The 19837-nt window shown below is 69.3% G+C and carries 16 protein-coding genes; 12 read left to right on the forward strand and 4 right to left on the reverse strand.

Features of this window, described 5'->3' with window-relative positions; translation table 11 throughout:
- Positions 1–10 precede the first annotated feature (10 nt).
- Both glgP and EV141_RS06490 read left to right on the forward strand, forming a co-directional pair.
- Entirely contained in the window at positions 11–2563 is a 2553-nt protein-coding gene (gene glgP / locus EV141_RS06485; protein ID WP_130485146.1) for an alpha-glucan family phosphorylase, read from the forward strand.
- Positions 2564–2785: 222 nt separating this feature from the next.
- Positions 2786–3925, forward strand: coding sequence for a hypothetical protein (locus tag EV141_RS06490; RefSeq protein ID WP_130485147.1), 1140 nt, complete (start codon positions 2786–2788; stop codon positions 3923–3925).
- Between the two features lie 3 nt (positions 3926–3928).
- On the opposite strand, the gene ybaK is transcribed toward EV141_RS06490, so the two are convergent.
- Together ybaK and glgX are read right to left on the reverse strand one after the other, a co-directional pair.
- The gene (ybaK, locus tag EV141_RS06495; RefSeq protein WP_130485148.1) at positions 3929–4408 is read right to left on the reverse strand and encodes a Cys-tRNA(Pro) deacylase; all 480 of its coding nucleotides are present in this window, start codon (positions 4406–4408) and stop codon (positions 3929–3931) included.
- A complete protein-coding gene (gene glgX / locus EV141_RS06500) occupies positions 4401–6533 on the reverse strand; it encodes a glycogen debranching protein GlgX (RefSeq protein WP_130485149.1) in 2133 nt (710 codons plus the stop codon). Before glgX ends, ybaK begins: the two co-directional genes overlap by 8 nt.
- Before the next feature lie 80 nt (positions 6534–6613).
- Here glgX and EV141_RS06505 point away from each other — a divergent pair, with 80 nt between their 5' ends.
- The 7 genes from EV141_RS06505 (at position 6614) to EV141_RS06535 (ending at position 14768) form a co-directional block, all read left to right on the forward strand.
- On the forward strand, positions 6614–7813 hold the full coding sequence (locus tag EV141_RS06505; protein WP_130485150.1) for a cysteine desulfurase family protein: 1200 nt from the start codon (positions 6614–6616) through the stop codon (positions 7811–7813).
- A gap of 56 nt (positions 7814–7869) precedes the next feature.
- On the forward strand, positions 7870–9021 hold the full coding sequence (mnmA, locus tag EV141_RS06510; protein ID WP_130485151.1) for a tRNA 2-thiouridine(34) synthase MnmA: 1152 nt from the start codon (positions 7870–7872) through the stop codon (positions 9019–9021).
- Positions 9022–9144: 123 nt separating this feature from the next.
- The gene (gene ligA / locus EV141_RS06515) at positions 9145–11436 is read left to right on the forward strand and encodes an NAD-dependent DNA ligase LigA (RefSeq protein ID WP_130485152.1); all 2292 of its coding nucleotides are present in this window, start codon (positions 9145–9147) and stop codon (positions 11434–11436) included.
- Positions 11437–11558: 122 nt separating this feature from the next.
- Positions 11559–12383 carry an ABC transporter ATP-binding protein gene (locus tag EV141_RS06520; protein WP_130485153.1) on the forward strand — a complete coding sequence of 275 codons (825 nt, stop codon included), beginning with the start codon at positions 11559–11561 and terminating at the stop codon, positions 12381–12383.
- A complete protein-coding gene (locus tag EV141_RS06525; protein WP_130485154.1) occupies positions 12380–13087 on the forward strand; it encodes an ABC transporter permease in 708 nt (235 codons plus the stop codon). The genes EV141_RS06520 and EV141_RS06525 overlap by 4 nt, the downstream gene beginning before the upstream one ends.
- Positions 13084–13842: an ABC transporter permease gene (locus tag EV141_RS06530; protein WP_130485155.1), complete on the forward strand. Its 759-nt coding sequence runs from the start codon at positions 13084–13086 to the stop codon at positions 13840–13842. The genes EV141_RS06525 and EV141_RS06530 overlap by 4 nt, the downstream gene beginning before the upstream one ends.
- Complete coding sequence (locus tag EV141_RS06535) at positions 13842–14768, forward strand: ABC transporter substrate-binding protein (RefSeq protein ID WP_130485156.1); 927 nt, start codon at positions 13842–13844, stop codon at positions 14766–14768. Before EV141_RS06530 ends, EV141_RS06535 begins: the two co-directional genes overlap by 1 nt.
- A 56-nt stretch (positions 14769–14824) precedes the next feature.
- Here EV141_RS06535 and EV141_RS06540 read toward each other — a convergent pair whose 3' ends face one another.
- Positions 14825–15523, reverse strand: coding sequence for a DedA family protein (locus tag EV141_RS06540; RefSeq protein ID WP_130485157.1), 699 nt, complete (start codon positions 15521–15523; stop codon positions 14825–14827).
- 240 nt (positions 15524–15763) lie between these two features.
- Here EV141_RS06540 and EV141_RS06545 point away from each other — a divergent pair, with 240 nt between their 5' ends.
- Entirely contained in the window at positions 15764–17194 is a 1431-nt protein-coding gene (locus EV141_RS06545; protein WP_130485351.1) for an aspartate ammonia-lyase, read from the forward strand.
- Positions 17195–17236: 42 nt separating this feature from the next.
- On the opposite strand, the gene EV141_RS12345 is transcribed toward EV141_RS06545, so the two are convergent.
- Complete coding sequence (locus tag EV141_RS12345) at positions 17237–17398, reverse strand: hypothetical protein (RefSeq protein WP_185740123.1); 162 nt, start codon at positions 17396–17398, stop codon at positions 17237–17239.
- 117 nt (positions 17399–17515) lie between these two features.
- Between EV141_RS12345 and EV141_RS06550 the strand changes: the two genes are divergently transcribed.
- A complete protein-coding gene (locus EV141_RS06550; protein ID WP_185740124.1) occupies positions 17516–18757 on the forward strand; it encodes a PrsW family intramembrane metalloprotease in 1242 nt (413 codons plus the stop codon).
- A gap of 408 nt (positions 18758–19165) precedes the next feature.
- The gene (locus EV141_RS06555) at positions 19166–19726 is read left to right on the forward strand and encodes a hypothetical protein (RefSeq protein WP_130485158.1); all 561 of its coding nucleotides are present in this window, start codon (positions 19166–19168) and stop codon (positions 19724–19726) included.
- Positions 19727–19837 lie beyond the last annotated feature (111 nt).

Consider the following 19837-nt stretch of genomic DNA (forward strand, 5'->3'; position numbering starts at 1 on the left):
GAGTTACCGCGTGAAGGCGATCCGCCGTTTTACCGTCCGCACTGTCCTGCCGACCGAGCTTGCCGCCGTTGGCCAGCTCGCCGCGAACCTGCGCTGGTCGTGGCACGAGCCGACGAGGCGCCTGTTCGCCTCGATCGACCCCGTGCTCTGGAACGAGCTCGACCACGACCCCGTCGCGCTCTTAGGTGCCGTTGAGCCCAGCCGCCTCGACGCGCTGGCCCACGACGGCGCCTTCATCGCCGAGGCCGAGCGCCTCGTGGCCGACCTCGAGTCGTACCTCCGCGAGCCGCGCTGGTACCAGGGCCTCGCCGATGCCCCGGCCCGCATCGCCTACTTCTCGCCTGAGTTCGGCATCGCCAGCGCGATTCCTCAGTATTCGGGCGGACTCGGCATTCTGGCCGGTGACCACCTGAAGAGCGCGAGCGACCTGGGCGTCCCGCTGATCGGCGTTGGCCTGTTCTACCGCGCCGGTTACTTCCGCCAGGCAATCGACCGCGACGGGTGGCAGAAAGAGAGCTACCCCGTGCTCGACCCCGACGGTCTGCCCATGCAGATGCTGAAAGAGCACGACGGCACCGCGGTGCGCATCACCCTCGCGCTGCCCGAGGGGCGCGCCCTGCACGCCCGCGTCTGGAAGATGCAGGTCGGCCGCGTCGAGCTGCTGCTGCTCGACACCGATATCCCCGACAACGGCGACGATCTGCGCGGCGTCACCGACCGTCTCTACGGCGGCGGCGGCGAGCACCGCCTGCTGCAAGAGCTGCTGCTCGGCATCGGGGGCGTGCGTGCCGTCGGCCGCTACGTCGAGCTCACCGGCACCGAGGCGCCCGAAGTGTTCCACACCAACGAGGGGCACGCCGGCTTCCTGGGGCTCGAGCGCATCAGCGACCTCATCGCCGAGGGCCTGAGCTTCGCCGAGGCGCTGCAGGTCGTCCGCGCCGGCACCCTGTTCACGACCCACACGCCCGTGCCGGCGGGTATTGACCGCTTCGACATCGGCCTCATCGAGCGCTACTTCTCGACCGAGCTGCTGCCGGGCGTCGACGTGCACGACGTGCTCGCCCTCGGCGCGGAAGACTACGACTCTGGCGACAGCGGCGTCTTCAATATGGCCGTGATGGGCCTGCGCCTCGCCCAGCGCGCGAACGGCGTCTCGCAGCTGCACGGCGACGTGTCGCGCGGCATGTTCGGCCAGCTGTGGCCCGACTTCGACCAGGACGACGTGCCGATTACCTCGGTCACGAACGGCGTGCACGCCCCCACCTGGACCGACCCCATGATGATGGCGCTCGCGAAAGAGAAGCTCGGCACCTACGACACGGCCGCCGCCGACTGGGCGTCGGACGCGGTCAGCGACGCCGAACTCTGGGCGGTCCGTCGACGGATGCGCGAGCAGCTTGTTCAGGACGCTCGCCAGCGCGTCGTCGCCGCCTTCGAGGAGGAACACCCCGGCGCGACCGCCCCGGCGTGGATGCACAACGTGCTCGACCCCGACGTGCTCACCATCGGCTTCGCGCGCCGCGTGCCCACCTACAAGCGCCTGACGCTGATGCTGCACGACCAGGATCGACTGCGGGCCCTCCTCACCGACCCCGAGCGGCCCGTGCAGCTCGTCATCGCCGGCAAGTCGCACCCCGCCGACGACGCGGGGAAGGCGCTCATTCAGCGCCTCGTGAAGTTCGCGCAGCATCCAGATGTGCGCGAGCGCATCGTCTTCCTGCCGAACTACGACATCGCGATGGCGCGCCTGCTGTACCCGGGTACCGACATCTGGCTCAACAACCCGCTGCGGCCGCTCGAGGCGTGCGGCACCTCGGGGATGAAGGCGGCGCTCAACGGTTCGCTGAACCTGTCGATCCTCGACGGCTGGTGGAACGAGTACTACGACGGCGAGAACGGCTGGGCGATCCCGTCAGCCGATGCCGCCGGTGACGGCGCCGAGCGCGACGCCCTCGAAGCGCAGTCGATGTACGACCTCGTAGAGCACCAGATCGCTCCGCGCTTTTACGCGCGCGACGCCGACGGTCTGCCGCGCCGCTGGCTGCAGTCGATTCGTCACACCCTCTCGACGCTCAGCCCCGAGCTGTCCGCCGACCGCATGGTGCGCGAGTACGTCGAGCGTCTGTACGTGCCCGCTGCCCACAGCCGCCGCACGATCACGGCGCACGGCCTGCAGCTGGCCCGCGAGCTCGCCGCTTTCAAGGTGCGGGCCGCCCAGCAGTGGGGACACGTTGCCGTCACGCACGTCGAGTCGGGCGGGGTGCAGAGCCCTCAGGTGGGCGACGAGCTGAAGGTGCGGGCGCACGTACAGCTCGCCGAGCTCGACCCGAGCGAAGTGCTCGTCGAGGTCGTGTTCGGCCGCGCCGGCTCGGGTGACGACCTCGCCGAGACGCACCGCCGTGAGCTGGTGCTCGACTCGAACGAGCTCGGCCAGCCCGCGACGTTCGTCGGCACGGTGCCGCTCGAGCGCTCGGGCTCGTGGGGCTACAACGTGCAGGTCACGCCGCGCCACGCGCTGCTCGCGAACCGAGCCGAGACCGGCCTCGTGGCCGTCGCGCACTAGGCCTCGCGAACGACGATCGCTGACGGCGTGCGGTGCACACATCGGTGACGCACACGAATGCCCGTGAAACGTCAGTAATGGGGCTTTCGTACTCTCGAGAGCCCCACTACTGACGTTTCGTGACCCTCGAGAGCGGAAACATTGTGCGAGTGCACCACCCGACGCGCTCGTGGCCGTGACGCCTTTCTGGTAGTGAGCATCGGTCAGTGCTAGTCTCGCGGCATGACCCTGTCCGCCCGCACGTTGCTGGAGGGGCCGCGGGGTCGACGGCTCGTGCTCGAGTGGCTGGCCGCGCGCGGAGAAGCCGGGCCGGCATACCAACGACTGCGAGAGGTGCTGTTTCACGCTGCCCATGTGCAGGAGCGTGACCGCGGTCACTCCGTCACGGCGTTTGGCCCCGGAGCTGAACGGCTGCGGTCGTCAACGACGAACCCCGATCAGGTCGCGGCCGCGATCGACGCGATTCAGGATGCTGTGCCCCCGTCCGCGGGAGAGCTGCGGTCCGCGCTTCGCGCTTCCGTCGATGCGGCCCGCTACTGGCAGGACCGAGATGGCGACGACCACGTCGCCGCCGCCCCGAGCGTCGCTGCGGCGCTCGAACGTTTCGCCGCTCTTGTCGCCAGTAGCCCCCACACGGTGGATTGGTCAGCTCCGGTCTCCTCGTCGACCCAGCAGTCGGTGCGCTGGGAGGCTGAGCCCCATGGCCCTCGGGTTACTGCTGTGGATGACCGTCGTTCCGCCGAAAAACTGGCGGCGTGGCGCACCGGCACGATTGACAGTGATCTGCGGGCGCACCGCGAGCGACCCGCCGACCCCGCGGCGCCCTTCTCCGGAGCGTGGTGGTCGATTCCTCCACACAGCCTGCTGCGGTCAACAGGATGCCTCGTTGACGGCCGGCCCGCGGCGCTGGAGTTCGTTGAAGATCGTTTCGGGTGGAGCGCAGCCGACGTGCGCCCGGTTCGCGTGCCTCAGGGGCTTCGGGTGATCGAATTGCGAACCCCCGATGACTGGTCGGCTCTCTGTCAGGCGTATCCCCTCGACGTCAGTGGAGAGAAGCGACACGACTGGTTTGAGACCACGGGCCGCGATGAACGGTGGGTGATTCCTGATTGGGCGGCGATCGCCCGTGAGGCCGACGGCGTGCATCTGACGATAGAGGGTTACCTCCGGTGTGCCGGTGTCGCGATCGATATCGAGCTCAGTGGTTCACTCACGGGTCGCGCGGCGAGCGTTATCGCCGGGTGGAACCCGGACGAGACGTGGTGGCTCACCGACGCGGTTGAGGTCGTGGACGAACCCGAGCGCTGGGTGTGGTTCGACTCGATTGGATGGGCACGTGCCTCGGCCCCGCCCTCGCCGTAAGCCCTAGCGGGCGATGTCGGCGACCGTCGCGCTCGTCACCGCGATGAGGTCGGTGGGGGCGAGTTCGATGTCGAAACCGCGTCGGCCGCCCGATACGAGCACGGTGTCGAACAGCTCGGCGCTCTCGTCGATGACGGTCGGGTGCGCGGTTTTCTGGCCGATGGGGGAGATGCCCCCGACAACGTAACCGGTCCGGCGTTCGGCGAGGCGGGCATCCGCCATCGCCGCCTTCTTGCCGCCGACGGCGCGCGCGAGAGCCTTCAGATCGAGCGTGGTTGAGACCGGAACGATGCCCACGACGAGCTGGCCGTCGACGTCGGCAAGCAGGGTCTTGAAGACGCGCTCGGGCTCGACGCCGAGGGCCTCGGCCGCCTCGAGCCCGAAGGTGGTCGTGGCCGGGTCATGCGTATATTGCCGTGCCGTGAACGCGATGCCCGCCGCCGTCAGCGCAACGGTTGCGGGGGTGCCGGGCGCCTTAGTCATCGACCTCGTCAGCGGCGTCCGCGTCGGCAGCCGCGGCATCGGCCTCGTCAGCGCGCGCATCCGCGACAACGACCTGCTCGCCGTGCGCGACGAACAGCAGCATCGAGGTGGGGCCCACCTCGAGCCGCTCGCCGGGAACGTGATGTCGCTCGATGCCGGTGATGTCGTCGTGCGCCGAGTCCCAGACGAGGGTGTAGCCGTCGACACCGGCGTGGGTCGGCAGCGTGACGGTGACGGCTTGCTCGAGCCCGTGCACGATCAAGAGGATGCGGTTGAACGCTTCGTGCTCGGGCGTCGAGGCGGCGAGGTACTGCAGGGTGCGTTCTGACGGCGAGTCCCAGTCGTCCATCGTCATCGACTCGCCGGCCTTGTTGTACCAGTCCATCTGCGTCGCGCTCGGCACGGTCTCACCGAAGCGGCCGTACCGCGAGGGGCGCAGAGCCGGGTTGTCGCGGCGCAGCTGGATGAGCTTCCGCGTGACGCGGTACAGGTCCTCCTGCCAGCCGGCGGTGTCCCAGTCGACCCAGGTGAGCTCGCTGTCGTGGCAGTAGGCGTTGTTGTTGCCGCGTTGGGTGCGGCCGCGCTCGTCGCCCGCGGTGATCATGGGGATGCCCGCGCTGAGCAGCAGGGTTCCCATCAGGTTGCGCATGGCGCGGCGCCGATCGCGTAGCACGTCACGGTCGGCGGTCGGGCCCTCGAGACCGTGGTTGAACGAGCGGTTGTTGTCGGTTCCGTCTCGGTTGTCTTCGCCGTTGCCGAGGTTGTGCTTGTGGTCGTAGCTCGTCAGGTCGGCGAGCGTGAAGCCGTCGTGGGCGGTGACGAAGTTGAGGCTTGCGAGGGGCCCGCGCTCGGCGGCGAACACGTGGGCGCTGCCGGTGATGCGGCGGGCGAGGGGGCCGATGCCGTGCGGCGCCGAGCCGTGGGCGCGCGCGTCGCGCACGTCGGTCAGCCAGAACGCGCGGGCGCGGTCGCGGAACCCGTCGTTCCACTCGCTGTAGCCGTGCGGGAAGTTGCCGACCTGCCATCCGCCCATGCCGACATCCCACGGTTCGGCGATCATCTTCGCGTCGGCGAGCACCGGGTCATTGAGGATCGCCAGCAAGAGAGGATGCTCGGGGTCGAATTCGACGCGCTTGTCGCGCCCCAGGGTTGCCATCAGATCGAAGCGGAATCCGTCGATCTGCACCTCGTCTGCCCAGTAGCGCAGGCTGTCGAGCACGAGGCGCTGCGCGGCCGGGAGCGAAAAATCGACCGTGTTGCCGCATCCGGTCACGTCGATGTAGCGACCGTGCGCATCCTGTCGGTAGTAGTGCTGGTCGTCGAGGCCGCGCAGGCTGGTCGTGGGGCCGTCGACGCCCTCTTCCGCGGTGTGGTTGTAGACGACGTCGAGGATCACCTCGATGCCAGCCTCGTGCAAGAGCTTCACCATGCCCTTGACCTCGCGCAGCACGGCGCCCGGCCCACCATTTTGGGCCGCCGCCGTGGCGTACTGCGTGTGCGGGGTGAAGAAGTTGAGGGTGTTGTAGCCCCAGTAGTTCGTCAGGCCCTGGGCGAGCAGCCGCTGTTCGCTGAGCGACTGGTGAATCGGCAGCAGTTCGACGGCGGTCACGCCGAGGTCGTGCAGGTACGCGATCGTGGCGGGGTGCGCGAGGCCGGCGTAGGTGCCGCGCAGTTCGGGTGGCAGGTCGAGGTTCGCGGCGGTCAGGCCCTTGACGTGGGCTTCGTAGATGACGGTGCGGTCGAGGGGGGTGCGCGGCTTCTGCGCCCCGGCCCAGTCGAAGCCGCCGTCGTGCACGTAGGCGCGCCATTCGCCGTCGTGGGTGCGCACGAGCCCCTTGGCGTACGGGTCGATGAGGTGCTGCTCAGGGTCGAAGCGGTGCCGCCGGCCGTCGTGGCCGTGGGCGCGCAGCGAGTAGCGGGTGCCCGGGGTGAGCCGCTCATCGGCGACGTGCCAGACCTTGCCGGGCCCGCGGTGCATCGGCACGCGGTCGGTGATCCACGTCGGGTCGGCGGCGTCGAGCAGGCAGAGTTCCATGCGCGAGGCCGACGCGCTGTACACGCGCAGTTCGCCGCCGCGCTCGGTGGGCGTGACGCCGAGCGCTCGCAGCGGATCCCTGGCACTCATTTGCCTAGGCTATGCGGTGGGCGCGCGCCATTCTGACCACGCCGCATCACGATTCGACCCCGTGCCGGAGGGAGGCCGCCGTGACCGTCTACCTCGACCACGCCGCCACCTCACCCATGCCGCCGAGCGTGCGTGCCGCCTTCGCCGATGCGCTCGCCGTGGTCGGCAACCCGTCGTCGATCCACTCGGCCGGGCAAGGCGCCCGCGCCGTTCTAGATGACGCCCGCGCCCGCATCGCGGCGACGCTCGGCGTCGACGCGGTCGAACTGACCCTCACCGGCGGGGGCACCGAGGCGGTTAACACGGGCGTCAAGGGCCTCTACTGGCGACGCCAGCGCGACGGGGCGCGCCCCGTGATTCTCATGACGGCCGCCGAGCATCACGCCACGCTCGACGCCGTCGACTGGCTGGTGGCGCACGCGACCGCCGAGCTCGTCACGATCCCGGTCGATCCGGCGGGGCGGATGCGCATCACCGCCCTCGAGGAATCGCTCGTCGCCCACGGCGACCGCGTCGCCCTCGTCACGATGCTTGCCGCGAACAATGAGGTCGGCACGCTGCAGCCGGTGGCGGACGCTGCTCGGCTGGCGGCCGCGCGCGGCGTTCCTCTGCACGTCGACGCGATCGCCGCGTACGGCCAGGTGCCGCTCGCGCCGCTGCCGGCGGGCGTCAGCGCCCTGTCGATCTCGGCCCACAAGGTGGGCGGCCCGGTCGGCGTGGGCGCGCTCGTGATTCGCCGCGGCGTTGACGTCGAGCCGCTGTTGCACGGAGGCGGCCAGCAGCGCGGTCGCGCCGGAACGATGGATGCCGCGGGTGCTGTCGCCTTTGCGATCGCCGCCGAGGAGGCGCATGCCAGCCTCGCCGAGCGGGCGGCGCACAAGGCGAGCCTGCGCGACCGGCTGGCGGCGGGCATCCGTTCTCGTGTTCCGGAGGCCGTGCTGTCGGGGGCACTCGCCGAGGGCGCGCTGGAGGAGGCGCTGCCCGGAACGGTGCACCTGCGGGTGCCGGGCGCCGAGGGCGACTCGCTGCTGTTCCTGCTCGACCAGGCGGGGTTCGCGGTGTCGACCGGCTCGGCCTGCCAGGCAGGGGTTCCGGAGCCGTCACACGTCTTGCTCGCCATGGGGGTCAGCGCGTCGGATGCCCGGGGTGCCCTGCGCATGACCCTCGGCCCCGAGACGACGGCCGACGACATCGATGCTCTCGTGGCCGCGCTGCCGGCGGCCGTTGAGCGGGCGCTCGCCGCGGGGCTCGCGGCGCGCACTCCGCGGCTCGGCCGCTGAGCCGAGGCGACGCCGCGACCCCGGCTCGATTTGCGACCCCCGCGTACCCTGGTGGTATGCGTGTATTGGCGGCGATGAGTGGCGGGGTCGACTCGGCGGTGGCTGCCGCGCGCGCCGTCGATGCCGGGCACGAGGTCGTGGGCGTGCACCTGGCGCTGAGCCGCATGCCCGGCACGCTGCGCACCGGTAGTCGCGGCTGCTGCACGATCGAAGACTCGTTGGATGCGCGCAGAGCCGCCGAGAAGCTCGGCATTCCGTTCTACGTCTGGGACTTCTCGGAGCGCTTCGCTGACGACGTCGTTGGCGACTTCATCGACGAGTACGCGGCCGGTCGCACCCCGAACCCGTGCATGCGCTGCAACGAGCGCATCAAGTTCGCCGCCGTGCTCGAGAAGGCCCTCGCGCTCGGTTTTGACGCCGTCGTCACCGGCCACTACGCGCACATCGTCACCGACGAGCACGGAAATCGCGAACTGCACCGCGCGGGCGACGAGGCGAAAGACCAGTCGTACGTGCTGGGCGTCTTGACGAGCGAGCAGCTCGCGCACGCGATGTTCCCGCTCGGCACCACGCCGTCGAAGGCCGAGGTGCGCGCCGAGGCCGCCGCGCGGGGCCTCAGCGTGGCGCAGAAGCCGGACAGCCACGACATTTGCTTCATCCCTGACGGCGACACGCGCGCCTGGCTGGGTGAGCGCATCCCGCCCCGCGAGGGGCTCATCGTCGACCGCGACGGTGCACCCGTCGGCGAACACGACGGCGCCACGAGCTTCACGGTCGGTCAGCGCCGCGGCCTGAACCTCGGCCGCCCGGCACCTGACGGCCGGCCCCGCTTCGTACTCGAGGTGCGCCCGAAAGACAACACGGTCGTGGTCGGCCCGAAGGAGGCGCTCGCGATTCGCGAGCTCGCCGGTGCGCGCTTCACGTGGGCCGGGCTCGATCCGGTCGCGAGCGGCATTGCCGCCGCGGGGGATGCCGTCGGTCACGTCACCGAGTTCGCCTGCGAAGTGCAGGTGCGCGCGCACGCTGACCCGGTGCCGGCGACAGCCTCGGTGACGGGGGAGGGCGACGCGCTCGAGCTGGTCGTGCGGGTTGACGAGCCGCTCATGGGTGTCGCGCCCGGACAAACCGCGGTGATCTACGTCGGCACCCGCGTGCTCGGGCAGTGCACGATCGACCGCACGGTGAGCGCCGTGCCCGTCTCGGCGTAGCAGCTTCGCGGCACACGCCACCGGCGCGCCCATCGTCGGAGAGGGCTCTGTTGGCGCGTATCGGCTGAGCGCCGCCTGAACACCTCCCGGCTGAACGTCGGACCTCGCCCCTACACTTTCGGCGTGACCGCCGAGAACGCCTTCCGTGCGCCGACCGACCCCGTCCCCACCGAGCTCGCCGAGGCGCGCGCCGAAGCATCCGCGCTGACCGACCGCATTCTCGAACTGCGCGAGGCGTACTACCAGCGCGACCAGGTCATCGACGATGACGCCACCTACGACGCGCTCATCCACCGGCTCGAGGCGCTCGAGCACGCCCACCCCGAGCTGCAGACCCAGGACAGCCCGACCCAGACGGTCGGCGGCCGCGCCGAGACCACGCTGTTCGCGCCGGTCGAGCACGCCGAGCGCATGCTCAGCCTCGACAACGCGTTCAGCGACGACGAGCTGGGCGCGTGGGCGGCGAAGGTCGAGCGCGACGCGGGCCGCGCCGTGCGGTGGCTGTGCGAACTGAAGATCGACGGCCTCGCCCTCAACCTGCGCTACGAAAACGGGCGTCTCGTGAGCGCCGCGACCCGCGGTGACGGCGTCGTCGGCGAAGACGTGACCGAGAACGCGGTGCGTATCGCGGGCATCCCGCATCGCCTCGCCACCGACGACCCGCCCGCGCTCGTCGAGGTGCGCGGCGAGGTGTACCTGCCGAAGAAAGCGTTCGACGAGTTGAACGGGCTGCAGCGCGAGGCGGGCGAACGCGAGTTCGCGAACCCGCGCAACGCTGCGAGTGGCTCGCTGCGCCAGAAGGCTGAGGGCAAGAACGAGGCACAACTCGAGCGCATGAGCGACCGGCTGTCGCGGCTGCGCATGCTCGTGCACGGCATCGGCGCCTGGCCGAACCCCCCGGTGGCGGCGCAGAGCGAGGTGTACGAGTTGCTCGCCGGGTGGGGGCTGCCGACGAGCGGGAATGCGCGGGTCGTCGACTCGGTCGAGGGCGTGCTCGACTTCGTGCGGTATTACGGAGAGCACCGACACTCGGTCGAGCACGAGATCGACGGCATCGTCGTGAAGGTCGACGAGCTCGCCCTGCACGGCGAGCTGGGGGCGACGAGCCGCGCGCCCCGCTGGGCCATCGCCTTCAAGTACCCGCCCGAGCAGGTCAACACGACACTGCTCGACATCGTGGTGAGCGTCGGCCGCACGGGCCGCGCGACCCCCTTCGCGGTCATGGAGCCCGTGCGCGTTGCCGGCTCGACCGTGCGCCAGGCGACCCTGCACAACCAAGACGTCGTGAAGGTCAAGGGCGTGCTGATCGGCGACACGGTCGTGTTGCGCAAGGCGGGCGACGTGATTCCCGAAGTGCTCGGCCCCGTCGTCGAGCTGCGCGACGGAACTGAACGCGAGTTCGTCATGCCCACGAACTGCCCCGAGTGCGGCACCGAACTGCGCCCGGCGAAAGAGGGCGACGTCGACTTGCGCTGCCCGAACGCGCGCAGTTGCCCCGCCCAGGTGCGCGGCCGCGTCGAGCACATCGGTAGCCGCGGCGCCCTCGACATCGAGGGTCTCGGCGAAATCGGTGCCGCGGCGCTCACACAGCCGGTGGTGCCCGAGACACCGCCGCTCGTGACCGAGGCGGGGCTCTTCGAACTCACCCGTGACGACCTGCTGCCGATCGAGGTGATCGTCACCGACGCCGAGACCGGCCTCCCGAAGCTCGACGACGACGGCGAGGCGAAGCGCCGCAGCCCCTTCCGCCGCAACGCTACGGCCGCCGAAAAGAGGGCCGGGCTCACCGGCCCGCAGCCCAGCGCCGTCGCGCTGCAGCTCATCGACGAACTCGAGAAGGCGAAGACCAAACCCCTCTGGCGGATGCTCGTGGCGCTGTCGATTCGGCACGTCGGCCCGGTCGCCGCCCGCGCCCTCGCCGACCACTTCGGCTCGCTCGACGCGATGCGCGCGGCGAGCGCGGAGGAGCTTGCCGCGGTGGACGGGGTGGGCCCGATCATCGCCGACGCGCTGATCGAGTGGTTCAGCGTCGACTGGCACGTCGAGATCGTCGAGCGCTGGGGTGCCGCCGGCCTGCAGTGGGCGACGCCCGGGCACCCCGGGCCCGGTGCCGCCGCGCGCGGTGGGGTGCTCGAGGGCCTCACCGTCGTCGCCACTGGCTCGCTAGAGGGGTTCACGCGGGAGGAGGCGCAGGAGGCGATCATCGCGGCCGGCGGCAAAGCGGCCTCGAGTGTCAGCAAGAAGACCGACTTTGTCGCCGCCGGGCCGGGGGCGGGCTCGAAACTCGCCAAGGCCGAGCAGTTGGGGGTCCGCATCATCGACGCGGCCCAGTTCGCCGTGCTCGTAACCGAGGGGCCTGCCGCGCTCGGTGAGCCGGCCGACGCGGACGCCTCAGACGACGACCCAGCCGTCTGACAAGCCCCTCCGAATTCTGCGCAAAATTCACGCGCATCCCGCACCCCCCTGCTTGACTGGGAGCGTGCTGGGCGCGCGCTCAGCGCGCGAATTCCCGATTCGCCGCAAGGAGACGACGCAGCATGATCGAGTTCCGCTCCATCGAGAAGGTCTTCCCCGACGGCACGCGCGCTGTAGATGACTTCAGCCTCGTGATTCCGTCGCGCAAGACGACCGTCTTCGTCGGCTCGTCCGGCTGCGGCAAGACGACGCTCTTGCGCATGATCAACCGCATGGTCGACGCCACCGGCGGCGAGCTCGAGATCGACGGCGAAAACGTCTCGAGCATCGAGGCGGTGAAGCTGCGCCGCCGCATCGGCTACGTCATGCAGAACTCGGGGCTGCTGCCGCATCGCACGGTCGTTGACAACATTGCCACCGTGCCGCGCCTCACCGGGGTGTCCAAGAAAGACGCGCACGCTCGCGCCCTCGAACTCATGGACACGGTCGGCCTCGACCGCGCCATGGCCGACCGGTACCCGGCACAGCTTTCGGGCGGCCAGCAGCAGCGCGTCGGGGTCGCTCGCGGGCTCGCCGTCGACCCGAACATCCTGCTCATGGACGAGCCCTTCGGGGCCGTCGACCCGATCGTGCGCGCCGAGCTGCAGCAGGAGTTGTTGCGCCTGCAGCGCGAGCTCGGCAAGACGGTCGTGTTCGTGACGCACGACATTGATGAGGCGTTCCTGCTGGGCGACCAGGTCGTCATTCTCGAAAAGGGGGCCCGCATCGCCCAGAAGGGCGCTCCCGAGGAGATCCTCGCCAATCCCGCCAACGACTTCGTGGCCTCGTTTATTGGCGCCGATCGCGGCAAGCGCGCCCTGAGCATCCGCGAGGTTGACGGGCAACGCGTCGTCGTTGACGCCGAGGGCACCGTCGCGGGCCGCTTGTCGGAGCCGGGCGCCGCGTGAACTGGCTGCTCGACAACCTCGAGCTGATCGGTGAGCTCACCGTTCAGCACCTGCGCTTGAGCGCAATCCCGATCGTGCTCGGGTTCGTCCTGGCGATCCCCCTTGGCTGGGTCGCCTATCGCTACAAGCTCACCCGAGGGCTGATCTTGACCTTCGTGGGACTGCTGTACACGATCCCCTCACTGGCGATGTTTGTGATCCTGCCGCCCATCATCGGCACCCCCTACATCAGCGAGGCGAACGTCGTCATCGCGCTCACGATTTACGCGGTCGCGATCATGGCGCGCTCCGTGGCGGATGCCCTCGCCAGCGTTGATGGGGACGTCAAGCAGGCCGCGACGGCCATGGGGTACGGCGGCTTCCGGCGATTCTGGACGGTCGACTTTCCGCTGGCGGGGCCCGTGGTGCTCGCCGGCCTGCGCGTCGTCGCCGTGAGCACCATCAGCCTGCTCACGATTGGATCCGCGATCGGGGTGAGCACGCTCGGGTACCTCTTCACGAACGGGAACCAGCGGGGCATTGTCGTGTCGGTGCTGACGGGCGTCATCGTGACGGTCATCATTGCCCTCGTCGTCGATCGCTTACTCGTTCTGCTCGGCCGGCTGCTCATGCCGTGGACACGCGCGATGGCGCAACCCGGCGCGCAACGTCGTGCTCTCGCCAGTGCATCGGGTCGGTCCCGTGCAGCGGAGGTGGCGACATGAACCTGTTCACTGACGCGATTGCGTGGCTCGCGGACCCCACGAACTGGGCAGACGGTGGCCCGATTCCCCAGTGGATCGCTGACCATCTCTGGTTTACGGCGATCGCGATGCTTCTCGCGAGCGCCATCGCGATCCCGCTCGGCTGGTACATCGGCCACACCGGCCGTGGTCGCGACGCCGCGGTTGCCGTGACGGGCGCCGCGCGCGCCCTGCCGTCCTTCGGTCTGCTCTTTCTCTTCGTCATGCTGGGAGGGGTTGCGAACCGCGACCTCTCGGCGATCGTGGTGCTCGCCCTGCTCGCCATCCCGCCGATCCTCGCGGGCGCCTACGCCGGCTTCGAGGCCATCGACCGTCGCGTGATCGACGCCGCACGTTCGATGGGCATGACGGAAAAGCAAATCGTCGCGCGCGTGGAGATTCCGCTCGGGCTGCCGCTGCTGTGGGGTGGCCTGCGCAATGCGGTGCTGCAGGTCGTCGCGACCGTGGTGTTGGTCGGCTTCGTGCGCAACGCGGGCCTCGGCTTCCCCATCGTGCAGGGCATCCAGATTCGCAGCTACGACCAAATGCTGGGCGCCGCAATTCTCATCATCGTCCTCGCGCTGCTGCTCGACGCGATCTTCGCGCTGCTCGAGCGCTACGCCACACCGGCCGGCGTCCGCGCCGGCCGCACCCGAGACCACCGCACGTCGTCGACCCGACGCCGTTCGGCTGGCGGGGCAACTCCCGCCTCCACCAAGAAAGAAATGAGTGTGTGATGTTCACAGCAAGGAACAAGGGCCGGTTCGCGCTCGTCGCGGCCGCGGCTGGGGTGTCATTGGCCCTCGCAGGGTGTGCTTCGGGCGATCCGCTCGACGAGACACCTGACGCGACCACCGAGCCCGCCGAGCCGGGCACGAGCGAGTCGATCACCGTCGGTTCGCAGGGCTACTACTCGAACGAGATCATCGCCGAGATCTACGCCCAGGCCCTCGAGAACGGCGGCTTCGAGGTCAACCGCCAATTCAACATCGGTCAGCGTGACGCCTACATCCCCGCCATCGAGTCGGGCGAGGTCGACCTGTTCCCGGAGTACACCGGCAACCTGCTGCAGTACTACGTGCCCGAGACGACCGCGACGCAGGCCGACGAGGTCTACGCCGAACTGCAGGAGTCGCTGCCCGAGGGGCTGCAGGTTCTCGACCAGTCGAGCGCGACCGACCAAGACAGCTACAACGTCACCGCCGAGTTCGCGGAAGAGAACAACCTCACCTCCATCGCCGACCTGGCCGGCGTTGAGGGCCTGATTCTCGGTGGCGCCCCCGAGCTCGCCGAGCGCCCCTACGGCCCGAGCGGCCTTGCCGAGGTCTACGGTGTCGAGGTCGAGCTCGACGCCACCGGTGACGCCACCGTTGACGCCCTGCTGCAGGGTGTCGTCAACGTTGCCAACGTCTTCAGCGCCGACCCCCGCATCGGCGAGAACAACCTCGTCACGCTCGAGGACCCGGAGGGCCTGTTCCTCGCCTCGAACGTCGTGCCGATCGCGAGCATTGACCTGCCCGCAGAGGCCGTCGAGATCATCAACGCCGTCAGCGCGGCCCTCACGCCCGAGGGTCTCGTGGCCATGAACGTCGAGTCGACGGTCAACGAGCGTTCGGCCGCTGACATCGCGACCGAGTGGCTGACCGAGAACGGCCTCATCTAGCGAGAGAACAGCATCCTGGATGCGCGGGGCGGGGCCTGAAGGCCTCGCCCCGTTTCCTATTTCTCGCCGTCCGTCTCCGCCGCGCCATCCTCGGAGGCGGCGGCGCGTAGTTCGGCCCGCGCGGCCGTGACGCGGGACACGTACCGGTCGAGCAGCCGCTTCACCGCGTAGATGAGCAGCCAAAAACCGACGATCGCGCCGACGAAGTAAAAGGCCGCCCCATCGAGGGTTCCCGCGGCGGCGCGATAGCCCTCCGCCGCGGCCGAGCCCACCGAGACGTAGGCGAAGGCCCAGATGATGCTGGCGGGCGCGAGCCACAGAATGAAAGTGCGGTAGCGCAGGTGGCTCATGCCGACAACGAGCGGCGTGAGCGAGTGCAACACCGGCAGGAACCGTGAAATGAACACCGCGATGCCGCCGCGGTGGTCGAGAAAGTCTTGCGAGCGCTCCCAGTTCTTCTCGCCGATGCGGGCGCCGAGGCGCGACCGGCGCAGCCACGGCCCAAAGTGGCGGCCGATGAGGAAGCCGAGTGAGCCGCCAGCGAGGCTGCCGGCGATGATGACCGTGACGAGCGCGAAGTATTCGACGGGGTTCTCGACGCCCGTGCTGGCAACCAAGACGACGGTGTCGCCGGGCACGACGAGCCCGAGCAGCACCGTCGTTTCAAGCATGACGAGAACACCCGCGAGCGTCGTTTTCAGCACCGGGTCGACGGCCGCGATCCACTCGAGAAAGCCGTCGAGAAGCTCGTTCACGATGGCGAGCCTAGCGAGCGCATCTTCGCTTCCGCTGGGTTCGCTCAAGGGCCCACGACGAGGCGTGGCCGAGCGCTAGAGTGTGCGTGCCACCGCCACCGAAGTCGGATCTGACCACAAGGAAGAGGCACGCACAGCATGGTGCGCACAACCGGACCAGCCCCCAGTTTCACGACCAGCGACGACGGGGTGCCGATCTATCGCCCCGGTATCGATAAAGACCCCGGTGCGCCGCGGGTGATGCGCACCGAGAGCGACTCCCTCGGTGAGATGCCGGTTCCCGCCGATGCCTACTGGGGCATCCACACCGCGAGGGCGCTCGAAAACTTCCCCATCACTCGCCGTGCTCTGTCGAACCACCCGAACCTTGTCATTGCGCTCGCGATGGTGAAGCAGGCCGCCGCTCGCGCCAACCGCGACATCGGCGTCTTGAGTGACGAGAAGTACGCCGTCATCGACCAGGCCTGCCAAGAGATCATCGACGGTGAGCTGCACGAACAGTTCGTGCTCGGCGTGCTGCAGGGCGGGGCCGGCACGAGCACCAACATGTGCGCGAACGAAATCATCGCGAACCGCGCGCTCGAGCTACTGGGCCACGAGAAGGGCCAGTACGAGCACCTGAGCCCGCTCGACGACGTCAACCGCAGCCAGTCGACGAACGACGTGTACCCGACGGCGATCAAGTTGGCCATGGTGTTCAGCCTCGCGCGCCTGCTCGACGAGCACCGGCTGCTCATCGAGTCGTTCCGCGCGAAAGGCCGCGAGTTCGCCGAGATCCTGAAGGTGGGGCGCACGCAGCTGCAAGACGCGGTGCCCATGACCCTCGGCCAAGAGTTCCGCGGCTTCGCCACGACCCTGCAAGAGGATGTCGACCGGCTGAGCGAGGTGATTCCGTGGCTGAACGAGATCAACCTCGGGGCCACCGCCATCGGCACGGGCATCACCGCCGACCCGCGCTACGCCGAACTCGTGCGCCGCTACCTTACCGAGATCTCGGGCTACGAGATGGTGACCGCGCCCGACCTCATCGAGGCGACGAGCGACACGGGCATCTTCATGACCCTGTCGGGCACGCTGAAGCGGGCCGCCGTCAAGCTGTCGAAGATCTGCAACGACCTGCGGTTGCTGTCGTCTGGCCCGCAGGCGGGCCTTGGCGAGATCAACCTGCCCGCCCGTCAGGCCGGCAGCTCGATCATGCCGGGCAAGGTGAACCCAGTCATTCCCGAGGTGGTCAATCAGGTCGCCTTCTCGATCATTGGCGCCGATGCGACGGTCACGGCCGCCGCGGAGGCCGGACAGCTCCAGCTGAACGCGTTCGAACCCGTGATCACCTCGAGCATCATGCAGTCGCTCGCCTGGATGACGAACGGCTGCCGCACCCTGCGCCTGAACTGTGTTGACGGCATCACGGCCAACACAGCCCGCCTCGAGCAGATGGTCGAGTCGAGTGTCGGTGTCGTTACGGCGCTCACCCCGTACATCGGTTACAAGCAGGCCGCAGCTCTCGCCTACGAGGCGCTCGCCGGCGGCGGCTCGGTGCGCGAGCTGGTCATCGGTCGTGGCCTCATGGAGGCCGAACTCGTGCAGAAGGTGCTGTCGCCCGAGCGACTGTCGGGGGTCGTGCCGGCGACGGGCGCCATCGTGCTGCCGATGGTGCCGCCCGAGAACTAGCGCGTTTCTCGGTCGATCGAGCGGCCGGGGGCGAGGGGTTTCTCAGCCCGCCGGCCGCTCGTCGTCGAGCGCAATGTCGGGGTCGGGCTCGGGCTCGACCCGCTCGTCGGGGTCGAGGGTTGGGGGCGGCAGCTCTGCGTCGGCGTCGTCGTCGACCTCGACAACGCGCTCGTCCTCAAGGTTCGGCTCGTACTCGCGGTCCATGATCGCTTCCCTTCGTTGCGTGCGTCATCGCTCGCGTTTCCATTGTGGTCGGATGCGCGGTGCGCGACCAGGCTCCGTCCACCGCTTCGCGTCGGTGCCGGCCAGTAATGTGAGCGCGTGAGCGACTTCTCCCGCACGCCTGACTACACCGCAACCGGCGTGCACCGCGTCGTGGCGCCCCTCGGCGATGCGCCCAGTCAGGTGCGCGCCGAGACGGGGGCGCACGCGATCACGCCGTCCGCGACGAGCGGTGCCGCACCGCGGCGCCGCGGTGCCGGGTGGAGCATCCTGATCGGAACGCTCGGTTTCACCGCGGTCGGGCTCGTCAGTCTCTTTGTGGTCGTCTATCTGGTGTCGGGGCTCGGGGCGACCAGTGTCGTGATCGGTGCGGTGCTCGCACTGGTGCCGCTCGGCATCGTGTTTTGGGGCGTGCGCTGGATCGACCGGTGGGAGCCCGAGCCGCGCACCGCGCTGTTCTTCGCCTTTCTGTGGGGTGCCGGGGCGAGCGTGTTCATTGCCCTCGCCGTCGACGCCGAGGTGCAGTCGATCGTGGCCGCCGCCGGCGGCTCGAGTGCCGCCAGCGAGTTCGTGGGGGCGGCGATTCAAGCGCCGATTGTCGAAGAGCTCGCGAAGGGCCTTGGCGTGCTGTTGCTCTTCCTCGGCGTGCGTCGCCGATTCGACGGGCCGGTCGACGGCATCGTGTACGCCGCGGTCGTGGCGGGTGGCTTCGCCTTCACCGAGAACATTCTCTACTTCGGGGTGGCGTTCGTTGAGGGTGGGTCGCTCGGCGAGACGTTCTTCGTGCGCGGGCTGATGTCGCCGTTCGCGCACGTCATGTTCACCGCCGCGATCGGTGCGGCCCTGGGCTTCGCCGCCCGGCGAGGCGCTCGATTCCCTCTGGGGGCGTTCCTTCTCGGGCTCGTGCCCGCCATCGCCCTGCACGCCTTCTGGAACGGCGCGCTGTTCTTCGTCGGCGACTTCTACGGTTACTACCTGCTGGTGCAGGTGCCCATGTTCGTCATCGCGGTCGCCATCGTCACGATGTTGCGTGCGCAGGAGGGGCGCCTGATCGGTGAGCGCCTCGCCGAGTACGCGGCCGTCGGCTGGTTCCACCCACAAGAGGTGGCGATGCTGTCGAGCCGCAGCGGCCGCCGCACAGCCGAAGCGTGGGCGAAGGGCGTGGGGCTGGGGACGGTCATGCACGCGTTCATTCGCGATGCGACGCAGCTGGCCTACGCACGCCAGCGCGTCATCGCCGGTCGTGACCGCATCGGAGCCCAGCTCGACGAGCAGGCGTTGCTCGCTCGGGTGGCTGACGCTCGGCACCGGCTCGCGGCTCCGGGTGCGCGCTCGGGCTAGCCGCCACCGTTAACAGACTCGCCGCCCAGTGGCGGGGCGATGCCTCCGGCGCTCCTGGGCGGCGAGTTGATCTTTCTCCATGGTGCGCCGCGCATCCACAGAGGTCAAGCCTTTTTTCGCCGGAGCGGGCCGCCCCCGCGAACGGGGGCGCGCGGCGGGCTGGTGCACGTCAATACGCTGAGACGTGTCGCCGTTGCTGCGACGCCGATGTGGGGGAGGGGCTCGCGCATGCTGCAGTGCACATCGTGTCGCGCGACTCTTCGCTCGGGCGTCCGCTTTTGCACGCAGTGCGGGGCGCCGTATTCGGCACCGCCCAGCGCGCCACCGCCGTCCGCGTCCGTGCATCCCCGTGACGAGCTTCCGTTCAGCCCGCCGGTGAGTGCCCAGGCGGTGCGCGACGCGTCGAGTGTGCCTACCAGTGCGCCGGTGGTGGCTGTGCCCGACTCGGCCGAGCTGTCCACGATCGTCATGGACGCGCCGGTACCGGCCGACCACGCGGTCTCTCAGGAGGAGGCGCGCTCCCTCGAGGCGCCTCGCGACCGTGATTCTGTGTCGGATGCGCACAGCGCGCCGCTTACGGATGCTCCGCGACGCACGCGCTCGCGCGTCGTTCGGCCGCCGGCCGAGCGCAGCACGGCGGCGACGTGGGCGTTGGTGACGGGGCTCGCGCCGTTCGTGGTGTCGGTCACGGGCAACCTCGTGGGCGCCGACGTCGGGGCGAGCCTCGGCGCGGGCACCGGATCGTTGGCCTCAGCGCTCGTCGTGTTCACGGTGGTCTTCGTGCTGAACGCTGCACTGCTCACGGTCTGCGGCATCATGGGCGGCCGCGGCATCCGCGAAACGTCAAACGGCTACACCAAGGGTCGGGGCCTCGCGATCGCGGGCATCACCCTCGGAGGCGTGAATCTTGTGCTGTGGGTTGCGGGCATCGTCGTCAGCGTCACCGCCCTCGCGCCGTTCCTCCTCTAATCAGGCTGCTTCCAGCTTTCTATCGGCTACCTGCCAGCCCTAGCCGCATCCAACGGCCCGCTTCAGTCAGAAGTATCCAGTGAAGGCAATTCCGCCTGACCCCCGATCACG

The sequence above is a fragment of the Microcella putealis genome, assembly GCF_004216575.1.
In the GTDB taxonomy this organism is placed as follows: domain Bacteria; phylum Actinomycetota; class Actinomycetes; order Actinomycetales; family Microbacteriaceae; genus Microcella; species Microcella putealis.

Excerpts from the sequence above, each read along its gene's own strand:
- EV141_RS06490 (WP_130485147.1), top strand. The coding sequence starts at position 2,786 with ATGACCCTGTCCGCCCGCACGTTGCTGGAGGGGCCGCGGGGTCGACGG.
- ybaK (WP_130485148.1), bottom strand. The coding sequence starts at position 4,408 with ATGACTAAGGCGCCCGGCACCCCCGCAACCGTTGCGCTGACGGCGGCG.
- glgX (WP_130485149.1), bottom strand. The coding sequence starts at position 6,533 with ATGAGTGCCAGGGATCCGCTGCGAGCGCTCGGCGTCACGCCCACCGAG.
- mnmA (WP_130485151.1), top strand. The coding sequence starts at position 7,870 with ATGCGTGTATTGGCGGCGATGAGTGGCGGGGTCGACTCGGCGGTGGCT.
- EV141_RS06520 (WP_130485153.1), top strand. The coding sequence starts at position 11,559 with ATGATCGAGTTCCGCTCCATCGAGAAGGTCTTCCCCGACGGCACGCGC.
- EV141_RS06530 (WP_130485155.1), top strand. The coding sequence starts at position 13,084 with ATGAACCTGTTCACTGACGCGATTGCGTGGCTCGCGGACCCCACGAAC.
- EV141_RS06535 (WP_130485156.1), top strand. The coding sequence starts at position 13,842 with ATGTTCACAGCAAGGAACAAGGGCCGGTTCGCGCTCGTCGCGGCCGCG.
- EV141_RS06545 (WP_130485351.1), top strand. The coding sequence starts at position 15,764 with ATGCGCACCGAGAGCGACTCCCTCGGTGAGATGCCGGTTCCCGCCGAT.
- EV141_RS12345 (WP_185740123.1), bottom strand. The coding sequence starts at position 17,398 with ATGGACCGCGAGTACGAGCCGAACCTTGAGGACGAGCGCGTTGTCGAG.